14 protein-coding genes are annotated in these 17422 nt (G+C 60.3%); 9 read left to right on the forward strand and 5 right to left on the reverse strand.

Annotation, left to right across the window (positions count from 1 at the left end; genetic code table 11):
* Positions 1-2 precede the first annotated feature (2 nt).
* From livM to AGR1_RS01175, 5 genes are all read left to right on the forward strand, one after another.
* A complete protein-coding gene (gene livM / locus AGR1_RS01155; RefSeq protein ID WP_080789888.1) occupies positions 3-1400 on the forward strand; it encodes a high-affinity branched-chain amino acid ABC transporter permease LivM in 1398 nt (465 codons plus the stop codon).
* On the forward strand, positions 1400-2266 hold the full coding sequence (locus AGR1_RS01160) for an ABC transporter ATP-binding protein (protein ID WP_149145954.1): 867 nt from the start codon (positions 1400-1402) through the stop codon (positions 2264-2266). Before livM ends, AGR1_RS01160 begins: the two co-directional genes overlap by 1 nt.
* Entirely contained in the window at positions 2266-2994 is a 729-nt protein-coding gene (locus AGR1_RS01165) for an ABC transporter ATP-binding protein (RefSeq protein ID WP_077981419.1), read from the forward strand. The genes AGR1_RS01160 and AGR1_RS01165 overlap by 1 nt, the downstream gene beginning before the upstream one ends.
* A gap of 182 nt (positions 2995-3176) precedes the next feature.
* On the forward strand, positions 3177-3530 hold the full coding sequence (locus tag AGR1_RS01170) for a DUF6867 family protein (protein WP_077981420.1): 354 nt from the start codon (positions 3177-3179) through the stop codon (positions 3528-3530).
* Positions 3531-3647: 117 nt separating this feature from the next.
* Positions 3648-4766 (forward strand): branched-chain amino acid ABC transporter substrate-binding protein, encoded by a 1119-nt coding sequence (locus tag AGR1_RS01175; RefSeq protein WP_077981421.1) that lies wholly within the window; start codon positions 3648-3650, stop codon positions 4764-4766.
* An 81-nt stretch (positions 4767-4847) separates the two neighbouring features.
* Here AGR1_RS01175 and AGR1_RS01180 read toward each other — a convergent pair whose 3' ends face one another.
* The 5 genes from AGR1_RS01180 to AGR1_RS01200 form a co-directional block, all read right to left on the reverse strand.
* Complete coding sequence (locus tag AGR1_RS01180) at positions 4848-5381, reverse strand: AAA family ATPase (protein ID WP_149145955.1); 534 nt, start codon at positions 5379-5381, stop codon at positions 4848-4850.
* Positions 5382-5647: 266 nt separating this feature from the next.
* Complete coding sequence (locus AGR1_RS01185) at positions 5648-6577, reverse strand: response regulator (protein WP_149145956.1); 930 nt, start codon at positions 6575-6577, stop codon at positions 5648-5650.
* Positions 6574-9972: an ATP-binding protein gene (locus AGR1_RS01190; RefSeq protein WP_149145957.1), complete on the reverse strand. Its 3399-nt coding sequence runs from the start codon at positions 9970-9972 to the stop codon at positions 6574-6576. The genes AGR1_RS01185 and AGR1_RS01190 overlap by 4 nt, the downstream gene beginning before the upstream one ends.
* Before the next feature lie 31 nt (positions 9973-10003).
* Positions 10004-10774 (reverse strand): SDR family oxidoreductase, encoded by a 771-nt coding sequence (locus AGR1_RS01195; protein ID WP_149145958.1) that lies wholly within the window; start codon positions 10772-10774, stop codon positions 10004-10006.
* 224 nt (positions 10775-10998) lie between these two features.
* Positions 10999-12033, reverse strand: a complete 1035-nt coding sequence (locus tag AGR1_RS01200; RefSeq protein WP_077981426.1) for a glutamine synthetase beta-grasp domain-containing protein — start codon at positions 12031-12033, stop codon at positions 10999-11001.
* Positions 12034-12515: 482 nt separating this feature from the next.
* Between AGR1_RS01200 and AGR1_RS01205 the strand changes: the two genes are divergently transcribed.
* The 4 genes from AGR1_RS01205 to urtC all read left to right on the forward strand — a co-directional run bounded on the left by AGR1_RS01205 (position 12516) and on the right by urtC (position 17422).
* Positions 12516-12722, forward strand: a complete 207-nt coding sequence (locus AGR1_RS01205) for a DUF2735 domain-containing protein (protein WP_162520560.1) — start codon at positions 12516-12518, stop codon at positions 12720-12722.
* Between the two features lie 359 nt (positions 12723-13081).
* Entirely contained in the window at positions 13082-14371 is a 1290-nt protein-coding gene (gene urtA, locus AGR1_RS01210; protein WP_080789894.1) for an urea ABC transporter substrate-binding protein, read from the forward strand.
* Positions 14372-14648: 277 nt separating this feature from the next.
* Positions 14649-16262, forward strand: a complete 1614-nt coding sequence (gene urtB, locus AGR1_RS01220; protein ID WP_149145959.1) for an urea ABC transporter permease subunit UrtB — start codon at positions 14649-14651, stop codon at positions 16260-16262.
* On the forward strand, positions 16259-17422 hold the full coding sequence (urtC, locus tag AGR1_RS01225) for an urea ABC transporter permease subunit UrtC (RefSeq protein ID WP_149145960.1): 1164 nt from the start codon (positions 16259-16261) through the stop codon (positions 17420-17422). Before urtB ends, urtC begins: the two co-directional genes overlap by 4 nt.

The raw sequence follows: 17422 nt of genomic DNA on the forward strand, positions 1-17422 counted from the left end.
CCATGACCAATATCGCTTCCGACAATGCTGCTTCCAGCCCGAGCCTGATGGCGACGGCTGTGAAGGAGGGCCTGATTGCGGGCCTCGTATCGCTCGGCATGTTCATTCTTTATGTCGGCATCATCACCTATCAGGATATCAACAACCAGCTGATCTGGGGTACGCGCTGGGGCCTTCTGGCAATTTTCGTCGCCGTTGCCGCCGTCGGCCGGTTCCTGATGGTCGGTTTCATCAAACCGTCGCTGGACCGCCGCAAGCTGGCAAAGGCCAAAAGCGGCGTGCCGGAAATTTCCGAGGAAAAGGGCTTTTTCCACAAGCACTTCCTGAAGCTGGCGCTGGTCCTTCTGCTGCTTTATCCGGTTATCGCCGTGCAGCTCTTCGGCTTTCAGGGCTCGCTGAAATTCGTCGACAATTTCGGGATCCAGATCCTGATCTATGTGATGCTGGCCTGGGGCCTCAACATCGTCGTCGGCCTCGCCGGCCTGCTCGATCTCGGTTATGTGGCCTTTTATGCGGTGGGCGCCTATTCCTATGCGCTGCTCTCCAGCCAGTTCGGCCTGTCCTTCTGGGTGCTTTTGCCGGTCGCGGGCATTCTCGCCGGTTTCTGGGGCATCATTCTCGGTTTCCCGGTTCTTCGTCTTCGCGGCGACTATCTGGCGATCGTGACGCTCGCCTTCGGTGAAATCATCCGCCTCGTACTTTTGAACTGGACGGATGTGACCAAGGGCACCTTCGGTATTTCGGGCATCGCCAAGGCGTCGGTTTTCGGCATCTGGTCCTTCGATATCGGCGCGCCGAACAATTTCGCCAAGGTTTTCGGCCTGTCCATGTCTTCGGCCTATTACAAGATTTTCCTGTTCTACGTGATTCTGCTGCTTTGCATGCTGACGGCCTATGTCACCATCCGCCTGCGCCGCATGCCGGTCGGCCGGGCATGGGAAGCGCTGCGCGAGGACGAAATCGCCTGCCGTTCGCTCGGCATCGATACCGTCATCACCAAGCTCACCGCCTTTGCAACGGGCGCGATGTTCGGCGGTTTTGCCGGTTCCTTCTTTGCCGCGCGCCAGGGGTTCGTTTCGCCGGAAAGCTTCGTGTTCCTGGAATCCGCCGTCATTCTCGCCATCGTCGTGCTCGGTGGCATGGGTTCGCTCACGGGCATCGCCATTGCGGCGTTGGTCATGGTCGGCGGCACCGAGGCGTTACGTGAAATGGAGTTCCTGAAGCATGTCTTCGGGCCTGATTTCACACCGGAACTCTACCGCATGCTGCTCTTCGGTCTTGGCATGGTCATCGTCATGCTGTTCAAGCCGCGCGGCTTCGTCGGCTCGCGTGAACCCACGGCTTTCCTTAAAGAACGCAAGGCCGTCTCCGGCAGCTTTACCAAGGAAGGTCACGGTTGATGGCTTCCGGAACGACAACAATGACAAATGACACGATCCTCAAGGTCGAACATCTCTCGATGCGCTTCGGCGGCCTGATGGCCATCAACGATTTCTCCTTCGAGGCGAAGCGCGGCGAGATCACGGCGCTGATCGGCCCCAACGGTGCGGGCAAGACCACGGTCTTCAACTGCATCACCGGCTTTTACAAGCCGACCATGGGCATGATCACCCTGCGCCAGCAGAATGGCGAGGCGCATCTTCTCGAGCGCCTGCCGGATTTCGAAATCACCAAGAAGGCGAAGGTGGCGCGCACCTTCCAGAACATTCGCCTGTTTTCGGGCCTGACCGTTCTGGAAAACCTGCTGGTGGCCCAGCACAACGTGCTGATGAAGGCCTCGGGTTACACGATCCTCGGTCTTCTCGGCCTGCCCGCTTACCGGCGGGCGGTGGATGCTTCGATCGAAAAAGCTAAGTATTGGCTGGAAAAGGCGGATCTGATCGACCGCGCCGACGATCCGGCCGGCGATCTGCCCTATGGCGCGCAGCGCCGTCTGGAAATCGCCCGCGCCATGTGCACCGGGCCGGAGCTTCTTTGCCTCGACGAGCCGGCCGCCGGCCTCAACCCGAAGGAATCGCTGGCGCTCAACACGCTGTTGCGCGGTATCCGCGATGAAGGCACGTCGTTGCTCCTGATCGAGCACGACATGTCCGTGGTGATGCAGATTTCCGACCATGTGGTGGTTCTGGAATATGGCCAGAAGATTTCCGACGGCACGCCGGACCATGTGAAGAACGACCCGAAGGTCATCGCCGCCTATCTGGGTGTCGAGGATGATGAAGTGGAAGACGTGATTGCGGAAGAACTCGACGGAGGAGCGGCCTGATGTCTGGTGAACCGCTTCTTAAAGTCCAGGGTGTCGAAACCTATTATGGCAATATCCGCGCTCTGGCCGGTGTCGATGTCGAGGTCAAAAAGGGTGAGATCGTCAGCCTGATCGGCGCCAACGGCGCCGGCAAGTCGACGCTGATGATGACCATCTGCGGCAGCCCGCAGGCGCGCGCCGGTCAGGTGATCTTCGACGGCGAGGATATCACCCGGCTGCCGACCCATCTCATCGCCCGCAAGCGTATTGCCCAGTCGCCGGAAGGCCGCAGGATTTTCCCGCGCATGACGGTGCTGGAAAACCTGCAGATGGGCGCCAATCTCGATAATCTGAAATATTTCAAGGAAGACGTCGAGAAGATTTTCGTGATGTTCCCGCGCCTGAAAGAACGTCAAAGCCAGCGCGGCGGCACGCTTTCCGGCGGCGAGCAGCAGATGCTCTCCATCGGTCGTGCGCTGATGGCGCGGCCGAAGCTTTTGCTGCTGGACGAGCCGTCCCTCGGTCTCGCACCGCTGATCGTCAAGGGCATCTTCGAGGCGATCAAGAAACTCAATCAGGAAGAAGGGCTGACCGTCTTCCTCGTGGAGCAGAACGCCTTTGCCGCGCTCAAGCTTTCTGACCGCGCCTATGTCATGGTCAACGGCAAGGTGACCATGAGCGGTTCGGGCAGGGAGCTGCTCGCCGATCCGCAGGTGCGCGCCGCCTATCTCGAAGGCGGACGGCACTGAAAGATTTTACTTGCGCCGGAAATTTTGCGGCGCAAGACTGCAAACGGTGGCCTGTCGTCCTTTCGGCCAAACCTTAAGGATCCATGGCGGGGTGCAAACAATAAAATGCCCGGCGGGAAAACGACGGGACGACAGACAAGGCAGGGTCAGGGCGTTTCAGCCCGGCGCTGATGGGGAAAGAGATGCAGGGCCTTTTTTTCGAAACGGATAACGGCGTGCGGTATGTTCTGCGCGCGCTGGTTGTTCTTCTGGGTTTCTGGACGGCATGGCGCACGGGCAAATCCGTGGCCGACGGCTGGGGCGGTTATACGCGGGTGGTGATCTATACGCTCGCTCTGGGTGTAGTGATGCGGTTTCTGCATTACGCGCTCTTTGCCGGGCCGTTCATCAACGGTTTCTATTACGTGTTTGACGTCGTTCTTCTTCTGGCTTTTTCCAGCGTCGGTTTCCGCATGCGCCGGACGAGCCAGATGGTCAATAACTACTATTGGCTTTACGACCGGACGTCGGCATTTTCCTACAAGAAGAAAGATTGACAGGCGGATTTTTCCGGCTGCACAATGCTCGTCAGAGTGGAACGGTTTCTGTTCGGTTAAGGTGGGTGTCGAACAGGTCCTTGCAATCAACCCATCCAAGGAACTGGGAGTAAAGTAATGAAGAAGTCTCTTCTTTCCGCTGTTGCGCTGACCGCCATGGTCGCGTTTGGCGGTTCGGCCTGGGCCGATGTCGTGATCGCAGTCGGCGCACCGCTGACCGGCCCGAACGCTGCTTTCGGCGCTCAGATCCAGAAGGGCGCCGAACAGGCTGCGAAAGACATCAATGCCGCCGGCGGCATCAATGGCGAGCAGATCAAGATCGTGCTGGGCGACGACGTATCCGACCCCAAGCAGGGTATTTCGGTTGCCAACAAGTTCGTCGCTGACGGCGTGAAATTCGTTGTCGGTCACTTCAACTCGGGCGTTTCCATTCCGGCCTCTGAAGTTTACGCCGAAAACGGCATTCTCGAAATCACGCCTGCTGCAACCAACCCGGTTTTCACCGAACGCGGCCTGTGGAACACCTTCCGCACCTGCGGCCGTGATGACCAGCAGGGCGGCATTGCCGGCAAGTACCTCGCCGATCATTTCAAGGATGCCAAGGTCGCCATCATTCACGACAAGACGCCTTACGGTCAGGGCCTTGCCGATGAAACCAAAAAGGCTGCCAATGCCGCCGGCGTGACGGAAGTCATGTATGAAGGCGTCAATGTCGGCGACAAGGACTTCTCCGCGCTGATCTCCAAGATGAAGGAAGCCGGCGTTTCCATCATCTACTGGGGCGGCCTGCACACCGAAGCCGGCCTGATCATCCGCCAGGCGGCTGACCAGGGCCTGAAGGCCAAGCTCGTTTCGGGCGACGGTATCGTCTCGAACGAACTTGCTTCCATTGCCGGCGACGCCGTCGAAGGCACGCTCAACACCTTCGGCCCCGATCCGACGCTGCGCCCGGAAAACAAGGAACTGGTAGAGAAGTTCAAGGCCGCCGGCTTCAACCCGGAAGCCTACACGCTCTATTCCTATGCCGCGATGCAGGCGATTGCCGGTGCGGCGAAGGCAGCCGGTTCCGTGGATCCGGAAAAGGTTGCCGAGGCCCTGAAGTCCGGCACTTTCCCGACCGCGCTTGGCGAAATCTCCTTCGATGAGAAGGGCGACCCGAAGCTTCCCGGTTACGTCATGTACGAGTGGAAGAAGGGTCCGGACGGCAAGTTCACCTATATCCAGCAGGGAACGTGATTCTGACTGGACGGTAATACGGAGGCCCGGCAGCGATGCCGGGCTTTTTGTTTTTGCGGTGAAAAGACTGTGATCATCTTTTCAAACGGCTTTCGCCAGCCGCTCCAGCACCATTTCGGCGCGCTTCGATACCGGCACCTTCGGTAATATCACTGTTTCATAATCCAGCCGTGCATAGTCCGCGAGCAGGCGCTCATACTCCTCGACTGCCGCATCAAAACCATGCTTGCGCTCATCGTCGTTACGGTAGATTTCCGGCCAGGGCGGGGTGAGGAAAACCACTCGGTTATAACGATGCGTTTGGTGCAGTATATCAATGAAAGTGCCACCGCTGACGTGGCATAAAGCTGAGGCGGCGTCGATCAGGCCGCGATCGAAGAAGACGAGCCCTTCTGATGGGGCTTTTTGCCGGTCTTCGAGCGCCATGGCGATCGCCCGGCGGGCAAAGGCTTCGATATCGATCCATGGCAGGGCGGTGCCGCCAGTTGCGGTTTCTTCGATGACGATGCGGCGGCCCGGTTCCTCGACGGTTGCGAAACCGCGCCGCGCAAGCTCGGCAAGCAGGGTGGACTTGCCGCCACCGGAACAGCCGGACAAGATGATGAAACGGTCCATTGGATTTCCTGTGTTGGGGTTCCGGTGGGTTGGACGGGGATTTTTAGGGTTCGGCGTTGCGGCCAAGTTTCTTCTCCCCGCCGGGGAGAAGGTGGCCCGAAGGGCCGGATGAGGGGGCAACCTTGCCGCATATCTCTACCCTTGCCCCCTCATCCCGCTGCCGCGGACTTCTCCCCGGCGGGGAGAAGAAGCAGGAGGCGATCGCTCGCACATAATTGTGGTTCGGAGGGGATATCGGTGCAAGCTAGCGCATCACGCGCGGAAATTCACCCCTGATGCAGAATATGCGCCGCCTTGACCGCAGCGGAGGCGCGATTTTCGACGCCCAGCTTCACATAAATCTGTTCCAGATGTTTGTTCACGGTTCTGGCGGAAAGGCCGAGGATTTCGCCGATATCGCGGTTGGATTTGCCCTTGGCGATCCAGAGCAGCACTTCGGATTCGCGGGTGGTCAGGGCGAAGTGGTCCTTGAGCAGATGGTCGTCGGATTTCTCGTTGGCGGCAGTCAGGCGGAAAAGAAATTCGTCCGGTCCCATCGCGCCAAGGAAGGAAAGTTGCAGGGCAGGTCGCCCCGCCTCGGTAATCGTCAGCGGCGCGTCGCGGGCGGCATCCACCGTTGCGCGCTCCGTCAGCCAGCCGGCAATATGGGAGACGACGATTTCCAGCCCGTCATCGCGACCGGTGGCGGCATTGACCAGCCTTGTCGCCTGCGGTGTTGACCAGTGGATGGCGCCATTGGCGCGCACGGCAAGCAGGTGGCGGCCGGCGGCATCCAGCGCGACGCGGGCGCTCTGGGCCGAACGGGCGTTGGAGAGATGCACGCGGATGCGGGCGCGCAGCTCGTCGATATTGATCGGCTTGGTCAGATAATCGACACCGCCGGACTCCAGCGCCCGCACCACATGTTCGGTCTCTGTCAGCCCGGTCATAAAGATGACGGGCACCTGCGCCACTGCCGCGTTGGCCTTCAGACGACGGCAGGTCTCGAAACCGTCCATGGTGGGCATGACGGCGTCGAGCAGGATGATATCGGGGGTGATGCGCTCGGCGATGTTGAGCGCTGCCTGACCTGACGTGGCAATGAGGGCGGAAAAGCCGGACTGTTCCAGCGCGTCGGTCAAAAACCCCAGCGCTTCCGGGCTGTCATCCACCAGCAGGACGATGTCTCTTGGAGCCGCTGTCGCCTGACCGCTCATGCCGTGCCGTCTCCTCTGTTTTCATTGTCGGAAAATCGCTCGAGAAATTTGGCATAACCCGTGAGATCGAAGGCCTGCACATAGGCGCCGAGTTCCTGCGTGAAGGGTACATTATCCGTGTTGCGGGCGAGATCGGCGAGTTTCGCCTCAATGCCGCGTATGTAGCCGATTTCGCCGAGTTGCTGCAAATCCTTGATGTGGATTACGCCGGGGTGGATGATCTGCGGTGTTGGCTGCGGGGCAGGTGCCGGGGGCAGGTCCGCCTCGTAAATCCATTTCAGGCCGAGATGCACGGCGAGCCGGTCGCAAAGGTGGCGGATATCGACCGGCTTGGCGATGGCGTCATTGTGGTTGTCCTCCCCCGCACCCGCGACGGCGCCGTCGCCTATATTGGCCGAGAGCATGATGAGCGGGGCCGTCTGCCCTGCCTCGCGAAGCTTCGTCACCAGCTGCCAGCCGGTCATGCCGGGCATGGAAATATCGATGAGGAAAAGGTCTGGCTTCACCCCTTCGATGAGGGTTAGGCATTCGGGGCCGGATTGCGCCGTCAGCACCACAAAATCGAGCGGCGATAGCACCTGCCGCATCAGCTCGCGGTGATCTTCATTGTCATCGACCACGACGATGGTGCGGCGCGGCCCGGAATAGGAGCGGATGGTCTTTTCCGCCGCTGGCGTTGTGCTTGGCCGGTGCACGGCAGACAGCATGAGGCGCACGCGGAAGGTGGACCCTTTGTCCTTTTCGCTGGAAGCGGAAATCTCGCCACCGAGCGTATTGGTGAGAAGCCTTGTAATGGTGAGCCCCAGGCCAAGGCCGGGCATCGGGCGCACGCTTTCTGCCTCGCCGCGCTGGAAGGGTTCGTAGATGCGGGCGAGGTCTTTTTGTGCAATGCCGCGGCCGGTATCGGACACGGTGAAGCTTGCCACCTGGCTTCGATAACCGACATCGAAGGTGACCGCGCCCTCATCGGTGAATTTAATGGCGTTGGAAAGCAGGTTGACGAGGATCTGGCGCAGCCGCTTTTCATCGGTGCGGACATATTGCGGCAAAGCGGGGGAGCGGTCATGGCGGAATTCCAGCCCCTTGGCCTGCGCCTGCGGGCGGAACATGTCGACGATCTGATCGAGGAAATCCTGAATGTTGATCTCGTTGGAATAGACCTGCAGGCGGCCCGCCTCGATCTTGGAAATATCGAGAAGCCCATCGATCAGGCCCGAGAGGTGGTCGGCGGAGCGGCGGATGACCTTGATCGCCGATTGGCGGGGAGGGGGGATGGTCTCGTCGCGCTCGAGGATCTGGGCATAACCGAGAACGGCGTTGAGCGGCGTGCGCAATTCGTGACTGAGACCAACGACATACCGGCTCTTGGCGCGGTTGGCGGCTTCCGCCGTTTCCTTGGCGTCCTGAAGGGCGGCGTCGGTCTTTTTGTGGGCGGCGATTTCCTTCAGCAGCAGCGTGTTCTGGCGGGAGGATTCCTCTTCCGCCACCACCCGGCTGTCATGGGCAAGGACGAGGAACCAGCAGACGATGCCGGCAATGACGGCGAAGACGAAAAACACGATGAGGATGGTGCGGTTGACCACATCGGCCGTTGCCGGCGAGGCGGTGCCGACCTGATGGGCGATCATGGCAAGGATACCGCCGATGGCGGTGACAGCAATCGCCGCCGCCATGCAATAGCGGCCGAGCCGGGTGGCGAGTTTGGCTACCAGTTGATCCGGCAGGAAGGATTTCGCGACGGTCGCTACCTGATAGTTGAGCTTTGCCTTGGGCTTGCACATATCGTGGCAGCGGCTGTCCAGCGAGCAGCAGAGCGAACAGATCGGCGCGGCATAGGCCGGGCACCAGGCCATGTCCTCAGGCTCGAAAGGGTGCTCGCAGATGGAGCAGGTAATGCTGCTTTCTTCGCGCCATTTCTGGCGCGGTTTGCGGGCGAGATAGAATTTGCCCTTGGTGCCCCATGCGATGAGCGGTGAGGCGATGAAAGCGACGATGAGCGTCAGATAGGGCGCGAGCGATGCGGCGAGCGGCCCGAAGGCGCCGAAATGCGCCATCAGCGCGATGGTCGCCGAAAGCGTCATGGAGCCGACGCCGACGGGATTGATATCATAGAGATGGGCGCGCTTGAACTCGATGCCCGGCGGGGCAAGGCCGAGCGGCTTGTTGATGAAGAGATCGGCCGAGATGGTGCAGAGCCACGCCATGGCGATGATCGAGAAGATGCCGAGCGTTTCTTCGAGCAGCCGGTAGATGCCAAGTTCCATCAGAAGCAGGGCGATCGCCACATTGAAGACCAGCCAGACGACGCGGCCGGGGTGGCTATGGGTGAGGCGCGAGAAGAAATTCGACCAGGCGAGGGAGCCCGCATAGGCGTTCATGACGTTGATCTTCAGCTGCGACACGACCACGAAAGCGACCATCAGCAGCATTGCGGCCGTCTGATTGGGGATCATGTAACCGAAGGCGGTGAGATACATCTGTGCCGGATCGGCGGCACGGTCCACCGAGACGCCGGAGCTGAAGGTCAAGACCACGAGGAAGGAGCCGGCGAGCAGCTTCGGCACGCCGACGACGACCCAGCCGGCACCCGCGAGGAAGACGGCGATGCGGTGGCGCAGGCGGCTCTGGCCTTCGGCGGGCAGGAAGCGCAGGAAATCCACCTGTTCGCCGATCTGCGACATCAAAGCCAGAATGACGGCCGAGGCTGCGCCGAATTCCACGAGGTTGAAATCCGCCACGGTGCCGGGCGGGCCGGAGGCGTGGTGAATGCCGGCAAAGGCGCGCCAGAGATCGTATTTTTCCCAGTCCATCAGGGCGATGAAGATGAAGGGCAGGATGTTCAGCACGATCCAGAAAGGCTGGGTGATGATCTGGAAACGACTGATGAGGCGCACGCCATGGGTGACGAGCGGAATGACCATGACGGCGGAGATGATGTAGCCGATCCAGAGCGGTATGCCGAGCGCCAGCTCCAGCGCGCCGGACATGATCGACGCCTCGATGGCAAAGAGCATGAAGGTGAAAGCGGCATAGATGAGCGAAGTGATGGTGGAGCCGATATAACCGAAGCTCGCGCCGCGCGTCAGGAGATCGATATCGACCCCGTGGCGGATGGCGTAACGGCTGATCGGCAGGCCGACGGCGAGCATGGCGACGGCAGCGACGAGGATGGCGTAAAAGGCGTTGGTGGTGCCGTAGGAAAGCGTGATTGCCCCGCCGATGGCTTCCAAAGCCAGGAAGGAGATCGCGCCGATGGCGGTGTGGGAAATGCGGTTGGAGGAAAATTGCCGGGCGCTCTTGGCGGTAAAACGCAGCGCATAATCTTCCAGCGTCTGGTTGGCGACCCAGCGGTTATATTCGCGCCTGACGGGGATGATGCGTTGCCGTGCCGCCATGCCTATCGAGCGCCTTTCCGCAAGGGGCCGCTCACAGCCGCACCGACATGCCGCCATCCACCGTCAGCACATGGCCGTTGACGAAGGAGGCCGCGTCGCTGGCCAGAAACAGGGCGGCGCCGGCGATCTCGTCCGGCCTACCCCAGCGCTCCAGCGGCACACGCAGTTTGGCGAAGGCAACCATCTCAGGATTTTCGGCAAGGGGGGCGTTGGTTTCGGTGGCGAACATGCCGGGTGCGATGGCGTTGCTGGTGATGCCGCGTGCGCCATATTCCACGGCAATGGCGCGCATCAGCCCGGTCAGCCCCTGTTTGGCGACGGGATAGATCGCATCCCCCGGCCGGACGATATGGCCGAGAATGGAGGTGATGGTGATGATGCGGCCGTAGCCATTGATGTTCATGGCCTCCGCGGCATCGCGCGACAGCGAGACGGAGGAGGTGAGATCGGTGCGGATGAGTTCCAGCACGTCCTCGTCGCTGAATTCGGCAAGCGGGCGGCGGTCGCGTGCGCCGACATTGTTGACGAGGATATCGAGATGGCCGGGTTCGCTCATGATGCGGCGGACCAGCGCTGCCCCTGCTTTGGTATCAGCAATATCGAAGGCGGCATAATCCGCCTTTCCGCCCGCTTCTCGCAGCGTGCCGACCGCCCGTTGCAGCGTTTCGGTGTTGCGGCCGGTCAGCCAGACATGGGCGCCCGCTTCGGCAAAGGCTTTGGCGATTTCAAAACCGAGACCGCGGCCGCTGCCGGTGATGATGGCGGTGCGGTTCTTGAGGGAAAATTTGTCGAGAATGCCCATCGTTCACCTTTCTGCTCGAAAGCACACGGCCTGCCTTGAGCACCGGGGCGAACCCTGTCCGGGTCAATTAAACGGCGATACCCTCGCTCAAGGATGCGCAACTCTCTGCGCCTCAATGACTATGTCGCATATGGTGACGGGCGAAAGGTCACCTGTCCGCTTGGGCGTTCGGTGGACAGAAAAATGGCGTCGCCCGGTTGCGGGCGACGCCATGTCTTGGCTTATCAGGCAGCAGCCGACTTTGCGAGCGGCACTTCCGCGATCGTCTTCAGAACGACGGAAGCGATCTGGTAGGGGCAGCCCTGCGAGTTCGGACGACGGTCTTCGAGGTAACCCTTGTAACCGTTGTTGACGAAGGAATGCGGAACGCGGATCGAGGCACCACGGTCGGCAACGCCGTAGGAGAACTTGTTCCACGGAGCGGTTTCGTGCTTGCCGGTCAGGCGCATGTGGTTGTCCGGACCGTAAACGTCGATGTGCTCTTTCCAGTTCTTGGCAAAAGCGGCCATGAGGGCTTCGAAATACTCCTTGCCGCCAACTTCGCGCATGAACTTGGTGGAGAAGTTGCAGTGCATGCCCGAACCGTTCCAGTCGGTGTCGCCGAGCGGCTTGCAATGGAATTCGACGTCGATGCCATACTGTTCGCAAAGGCGCAGCAGCAGGTAACGGGCGATCCAGATCTGGTCGGCGGCGCGCTTGGAGCCCTTGCCGAATACCTGGAATTCCCACTGGCCCTTGGCCACCTCGGCGTTGATGCCTTCGTGGTTGATGCCGGCTTCGAGGCAGAGATCAAGGTGCTCTTCAACGATTTCGCGGGCAACCGAACCGACGTTCTTGAAGCCGACGCCCGTGTAGTAAGGACCCTGCGGAGCCGGGTAACCCTGTTCCGGGAAGCCGAGCGGGCGGCCGTCCTGGTAGAAGAAATATTCCTGCTCGAAGCCGAACCATGCATCTTCGTCGTCGAGGATGGTGGCGCGGCTGTTCGACGGATGCGGGGTGACGCCATCGGGCATCATGACTTCGCACATGACGAGCGCGCCGTTGGAGCGGGCCGGATCCGGGTAGATCGCGACGGGCTTCAGCACGCAATCGGAGGAGTGGCCTTCGGCCTGCTGCGTGGAAGAGCCGTCAAAGCCCCAAAGCGGCAGCTGCTCGAGTGTCGGGAATTCATCGAATTCCTTGATCTGGGTTTTGCCGCGCAGGTTGGGGACCGGCTTGTATCCGTCCAGCCAGATGTACTCGAGTTTGAACTTAGTCATTACGAACCTCTCATAGGTAACAATGCGAAGCCTTGAGGCCTCCCGTGGCTTTCACCACCGGAAGCGCATTCGCGTTCAAGGGCTGACCCCTTAGATGCATGCCGCGTGCCAGATTGGCGATATCAGACGATTTTTTCGAAAAATCTTTCAAGGCCCATGTCGCTCAGGGGCTGCGATATCGCCCACGCGTGCTTCTGCTGCGCTGCGGCAGGCAAATTCACCCCTCATGTTTCATCATTGAATCCTGATAGATAGCCGGCATGCTCTGGGGAAATGCCTTGCTGCGGTGCAATGATTTCGATTGCGCGCGAGGGATTGGCAATTGCCCCAAAAACCGGCGCTTTCGGAATGGTTTTTCTTGTAGAAGAGGCGATTAATGCCTATATTTTTCGCAGGGTGATTTTTTTTTAATCAAACGGAGCGAATCCGGGTTTTAAGGGTTTGCTCCTGATACCAAAGTGCTTCGATGCAAACAGAGTGAGATGACCGAAATGGCGACTGGCTTTCATCGTGAGACGGCGACGATCTATCAATTCCCGAATGGCGGGCGCGCTGGCGTGTCCAAGTTCCGCAACAGCGGGCTGAGTGACCTCGAGCGCGAGGCGCGGGAGCCGCATGTGGATTTCGGCTCGTGGTATCATGACGAGGCGATCCGTGACGAAGAGCGGGACGGCAAGCCGCATTCTTGATAGTTGCATCCCTTATCTGAGACGGTGCCGCGCCTTTCTTCTCCCCGCCGGGGAGAAGGTGGCCCGAAGGGTCGGATGAGGGGGCTAGTGCTCCGTATATCTCTGGCGTCACCCCCTCATCCCGCTGCCGCGGACTTCTCCCCGGCGGGGAGAAGAAACAAGCTGAGACGTCCGCCTCCATAGAGGCAGTTTCGCCCGGAGCTTCAACTTTTCAAAGTTCCCCCTGCACCTTTCGCCACCCCGCCTACGTCAATTGACGTATACGGTTTCGCGCTCGCGAGATCGATAGTCCCTCCCAGCAGCGGCCGGAGATGCCGCTGAGCCTCCACGAGAGGCCAACAAGGAGAGGGGTTCTTCCGATGATATTCCGCAAGACGCTTAGTGCCGCGCTGCTTGGCGCAATCCTGTCCACCACCGCCTTCCACGGCGCTTTTGCCGCCGATGACACGATCAAGGTCGGCGTGCTGCATTCTCTTTCCGGCACCATGGCCATTTCAGAAACCACGCTGAAAGACGCCATGCTGATGCTCATCGATGAGCAGAACAAGAAGGGTGGCGTTCTCGGCAAGAAACTCGAAGCCGTGGTGGTCGATCCGGCCTCCGACTGGCCGCTTTTCGCCGAAAAGGCTCGTCAGCTGATTTCGCAGGACAAGGTCGCCGCCGTTTTCGGCTGCTGGACCTCGTCGTCGCGCAAATCCGTTCTGCCTGTTTTCGAAGAGCTGAACTCGATCCTGTTCTATCCGGTTCAGTACGAGGGTGAAGAATCCTCGCGCAACATTTTCTACACGGGTGCAGCACCCAACCAGCAGGCCATTCCGGCCGTCGATTACCTCGCCAATACCGAAGGCGTCGAGCGCTGGGTTCTGGCCGGCACGGACTATGTCTATCCGCAGACCACCAACAAGATCCTGAAGGCCTACCTGATGTCGAAGGGCGTCAAGGAAGAGGACATCATGATCAACTACACGCCGTTCGGTCATTCCGACTGGCAGACGATTGTGTCCGACATCAAGAAATTCGGCTCGGCCGGCAAGAAGACCGCCGTTGTCTCCACCATCAATGGTGACGCCAACGTGCCCTTCTACAAGGAACTGGCGAACCAGGGCATCAAGGCCGAGGACATTCCGGTCGTCGCTTTCTCCGTGGGCGAAGAAGAGCTTGCCGGTCTCGATACCGCGCCGCTGGTCGGCCACCTTGCCGCCTGGAACTATTTCCAGTCCGTGGATGCGCCCGTCAATGCCGAGTTCATCAAGACCTGGCATGCCTTTACCAAAAACGACAAGCGCGTGACCAACGACCCGATGGAAGCCGCCTATATCGGCTTCAACGCCTGGGTTAAGGCTGTCGAGGCCGCCGGCACCACCGATACGGACCAGGTTCTGGACAGTATCATCGGCGTCTCCGTGCCTAACCTGTCGGGCGGCTATTCGACTGTGATGCCGAACCACCACATCACCAAGCCGGTGCTGATCGGTGAAATCCAGTCAGACGGCCAGTTTGAGATCGTGCAGCAGACACCACAGGTGGTGGGTGACGAATGGTCGGATTACCTGCCGGACTCGAAGGATCTGATTTCGGATTGGCGCAAGCCGATGTCCTGCGGCAACTTCAACGTGGCCACGGGCAAGTGCGGCGGTAAGGGTAGCTGATTAGTGGAGTTGGGCGCCGCCCTCTTTGGTGGGGGTGGTGCTTTAATAGTTGAAAACTGAGCCAGCATTACCCCCCTCTGCCCTGCCGGGCATCTCCCCCTCAAGGGGGGAGATCAGCAAGGCGCTGTTTCGCCACTTCATTCTCAAACGTTGAGGTGGCCGAGACCTCGCCACGGGTCGATCTCCCCCCTTGAGGGGGAGATGCCCGGCAGGGCAGAGGGGGTGGGCCGCATACTCATCGCCAGATAAAATACACCGCCGCTCCAAGGGAACCCACATGACGATCCGATCTTTTCTCGGAGCCATCTTCCTCTGGCTCACCATGGGGATCGCAGCCCAGTCTCTGGCGCAAAGCGATCCAAAGGCATTGATCGACCAGCTTGGCACGGCTGATTTCAAGCAGGCCGAAGTGCTGATCGGCCAGATCGCTGCCACTGGCGATGCGCGCGTGGTTCCGGCGCTGGAGGCATTTGCGGCGGGCGATCTCTACGTGCGCAAATCCGACAATCTCGTTTTCATGACCAAGCCCGCCGGTTCCGATTTCACGCTGATCGACCCGCTGACGGGTGAAAGCGCCGGCGAAGCGCCGAAGGCGGCGGTTTCCAAGATCAGGGTCAACAATAATCTTCGCCGTGTCATCCGCGCCGCGATGGGCGGGCTGACGCTGCTCAGCCCGGAAAAATCCGTGCGGCTTGCAGCGGCTGACGCCGTCCTGAAAGCCCCGAGCGCTGAAAATCTCGAATTGCTGGAAGCGGCCATTTCAAAGGAAACCGACAGTGAGGTGCGGACCCGGATGGAGGAGGCGCGGGCTGTCTCGCTGCTCTCCTCCGACCGCCCCCTAGCCGAGAAGAAGGACGCGATCGCCACCATCAAGGCGCTTGGCGGGCGCGATGCGATCAGCATTCTGATGGCCGCGACGCCATCGGTCGATCCGAGCCTGAAGCCGGATGTGGACGAGGCCATTTCCAGCATCGAAAGCGCGCTTGCCTTCTGGGATTACGCGCAGAATGTCTGGTACGGCCTATCGCTTGGTTCCGTGCTGCTGCTCGCTGCCATCGGCCTTGCCATCACCTTCGGCGTCATGGGCATCATCAACATGGCGCATGGCGAGATGGTGATGATCGGCGCTTACTCCACCTTCATGGTGCAGGAATTAATCCGCAGCCATTTCCCCGGACTTTTCGATTGGTCGCTGGCGATTGCCCTGCCAGCCGCCTTTCTCGTCACGGCCTGCGTCGGCCTCATCATGGAGCGCGGCGTCATCCGCTATCTCTACGGGCGACCGCTGGAAACGCTGCTCGCCACCTGGGGCATCTCGCTGATCCTGCAACAGGGCGTGCGCTCCATCTTCGGCCCCACCAACCGGGAGGTCGGCAGCCCGAGCTGGATGTCCGGCTCCTTCAGCGTCGGTTATCTCAATTTCACCTGGAACCGGGTGTGGATCGTCTGTTTCTCGCTCTCTGTCTTCTTCGCGCTGCTGGTTCTCCTGAAGCGCTCCGCTTTCGGCCTGCAGATGCGCGCCGTCACCCAGAACCGCCGCATGGCGTCTTCCATGGGCATCCGCACGCCTTGGGTGGATGCCTTCACCTTTGCGCTCGGTTCCGGCGTTGCGGGTCTTGCCGGGGTGGCGCTGTCGCAGATCGATAATGTCTCGCCCAATCTCGGCCAGAGCTACATCATCGACAGTTTCATGGTGGTGGTGTTCGGCGGTGTTGGCAATCTCTGGGGAACGCTGGTTGGCGCCCTGTCGCTTGGCGTGCTCAACAAGTTCCTTGAGCCGACGGTGGGCGCCGTGCTCGGCAAGATCCTCGTGCTCGTCCTCATCATCCTGTTCATCCAGAAGCGGCCGCGTGGTCTCTTCGCACTCAAGGGAAGGGCGATCGAAGCATGATTACCGGCTTCCTCCTGCGCGCGCTCGATCGCCGCATTTCCATCGCCATCGGCATCATCCTCGCCATCGCCGTGCTGGTGCCTGCCTCCAACCTGCTTTTGCCTGAAGACAGCGCCTTCCGCATCCCGACCTACATCATGTCGATGCTCGGCAAATATCTGGCCTATGCGCTGCTGGCGCTCGCGCTTGATCTGGTCTGGGGTTACTGCGGCATTCTCTCGCTCGGCCATGCCGCCTTTTTCGCGCTCGGCGGTTATGCCATGGGCATGTATCTGATGCGGCAGATCGGCACGCGCGGGGTCTATGGCCATCCGGTGCTGCCCGATTTCATGGTGTTCCTCAACTGGAAGGAACTGCCGTGGTTCTGGCAGGGCTTCGACATGTTCTGGTTTGCAGCGGTGATGGTGCTTGTCGTGCCGGGGCTGCTCGCCTTCGTCTTCGGCTGGTTTGCCTTCCGCTCGCGCGTCAATGGCGTTTATCTCTCGATCATTACGCAGGCCATGACCTATGCGCTGCTGCTTGCCTTCTTCCGCAACGATATGGGCTTTGGTGGCAATAACGGGCTGACCGATTTCAAGGATATTCTTGGGTATTCCGTGCAGGCTGATGGCACCCGCGCCGTGCTTTTTGCCATGACGGCGGTGATGCTGGCTATCTCGCTTTTGATTGCGTCGGGCATCGTCAATTCCAAATTCGGCAAGGTGCTGGTGGGCGTGCGCGATGCCGAAAGCCGGGTGCGCTTTCTCGGCTTCCGGGTGGAAAACATCAAGCTCTTCACCTTCGTCGTGTCTGCCATGATGGCGGGCATTGCCGGCGCCCTTTTTGTGCCGCAGGTGGGCATCATCAATCCGGGCGAATTTTCCCCGGCCAACTCCATCGAAGTGGTGGTGTGGACGGCGGTAGGCGGGCGCGGCACGCTGATCGGGCCGATCATCGGGGCGCTGCTCGTCAACGGCGGAAAAAGCTATTTCACCGGCGCTTTCCCCGAATTCTGGCTGTTTGCGCTCGGCGGCCTCTTCATCGCTGTAACCCTGTTCTTCCCCAAGGGCATCGTCGGCACGGTGCAGCATTATCTGGCCGGGCGTCGCGAAAAGCGGGCGGCGGGCGCGGCGCGTGATGCTGGCAACGACAGCGCAGTGGCGCAACAGGCGGCGGAGTAA

Source organism: Agrobacterium sp. B1(2019) (genome assembly GCF_008274755.1).
In the GTDB taxonomy this organism is placed as follows: domain Bacteria; phylum Pseudomonadota; class Alphaproteobacteria; order Rhizobiales; family Rhizobiaceae; genus Agrobacterium; species Agrobacterium salinitolerans.

Bases quoted from the DNA above. Each gene is read 5' to 3' on its own strand.
- urtA (WP_080789894.1), top strand. From the start codon at position 13,082: ATGATATTCCGCAAGACGCTTAGTGCCGCGCTGCTTGGCGCAATCCTG.
- AGR1_RS01195 (WP_149145958.1), bottom strand. From the start codon at position 10,774: ATGGGCATTCTCGACAAATTTTCCCTCAAGAACCGCACCGCCATCATC.
- AGR1_RS01165 (WP_077981419.1), top strand. From the start codon at position 2,266: ATGTCTGGTGAACCGCTTCTTAAAGTCCAGGGTGTCGAAACCTATTAT.
- AGR1_RS01170 (WP_077981420.1), top strand. From the start codon at position 3,177: ATGCAGGGCCTTTTTTTCGAAACGGATAACGGCGTGCGGTATGTTCTG.
- urtB (WP_149145959.1), top strand. From the start codon at position 14,649: ATGACGATCCGATCTTTTCTCGGAGCCATCTTCCTCTGGCTCACCATG.
- urtC (WP_149145960.1), top strand. From the start codon at position 16,259: ATGATTACCGGCTTCCTCCTGCGCGCGCTCGATCGCCGCATTTCCATC.
- AGR1_RS01160 (WP_149145954.1), top strand. From the start codon at position 1,400: ATGGCTTCCGGAACGACAACAATGACAAATGACACGATCCTCAAGGTC.
- AGR1_RS01200 (WP_077981426.1), bottom strand. From the start codon at position 12,033: ATGACTAAGTTCAAACTCGAGTACATCTGGCTGGACGGATACAAGCCG.
- AGR1_RS01175 (WP_077981421.1), top strand. From the start codon at position 3,648: ATGAAGAAGTCTCTTCTTTCCGCTGTTGCGCTGACCGCCATGGTCGCG.
- livM (WP_080789888.1), top strand. From the start codon at position 3: ATGACCAATATCGCTTCCGACAATGCTGCTTCCAGCCCGAGCCTGATG.
- AGR1_RS01185 (WP_149145956.1), bottom strand. From the start codon at position 6,577: ATGAGCGGTCAGGCGACAGCGGCTCCAAGAGACATCGTCCTGCTGGTG.
- AGR1_RS01190 (WP_149145957.1), bottom strand. From the start codon at position 9,972: ATGGCGGCACGGCAACGCATCATCCCCGTCAGGCGCGAATATAACCGC.
- AGR1_RS01180 (WP_149145955.1), bottom strand. From the start codon at position 5,381: ATGGACCGTTTCATCATCTTGTCCGGCTGTTCCGGTGGCGGCAAGTCC.
- AGR1_RS01205 (WP_162520560.1), top strand. From the start codon at position 12,516: ATGACCGAAATGGCGACTGGCTTTCATCGTGAGACGGCGACGATCTAT.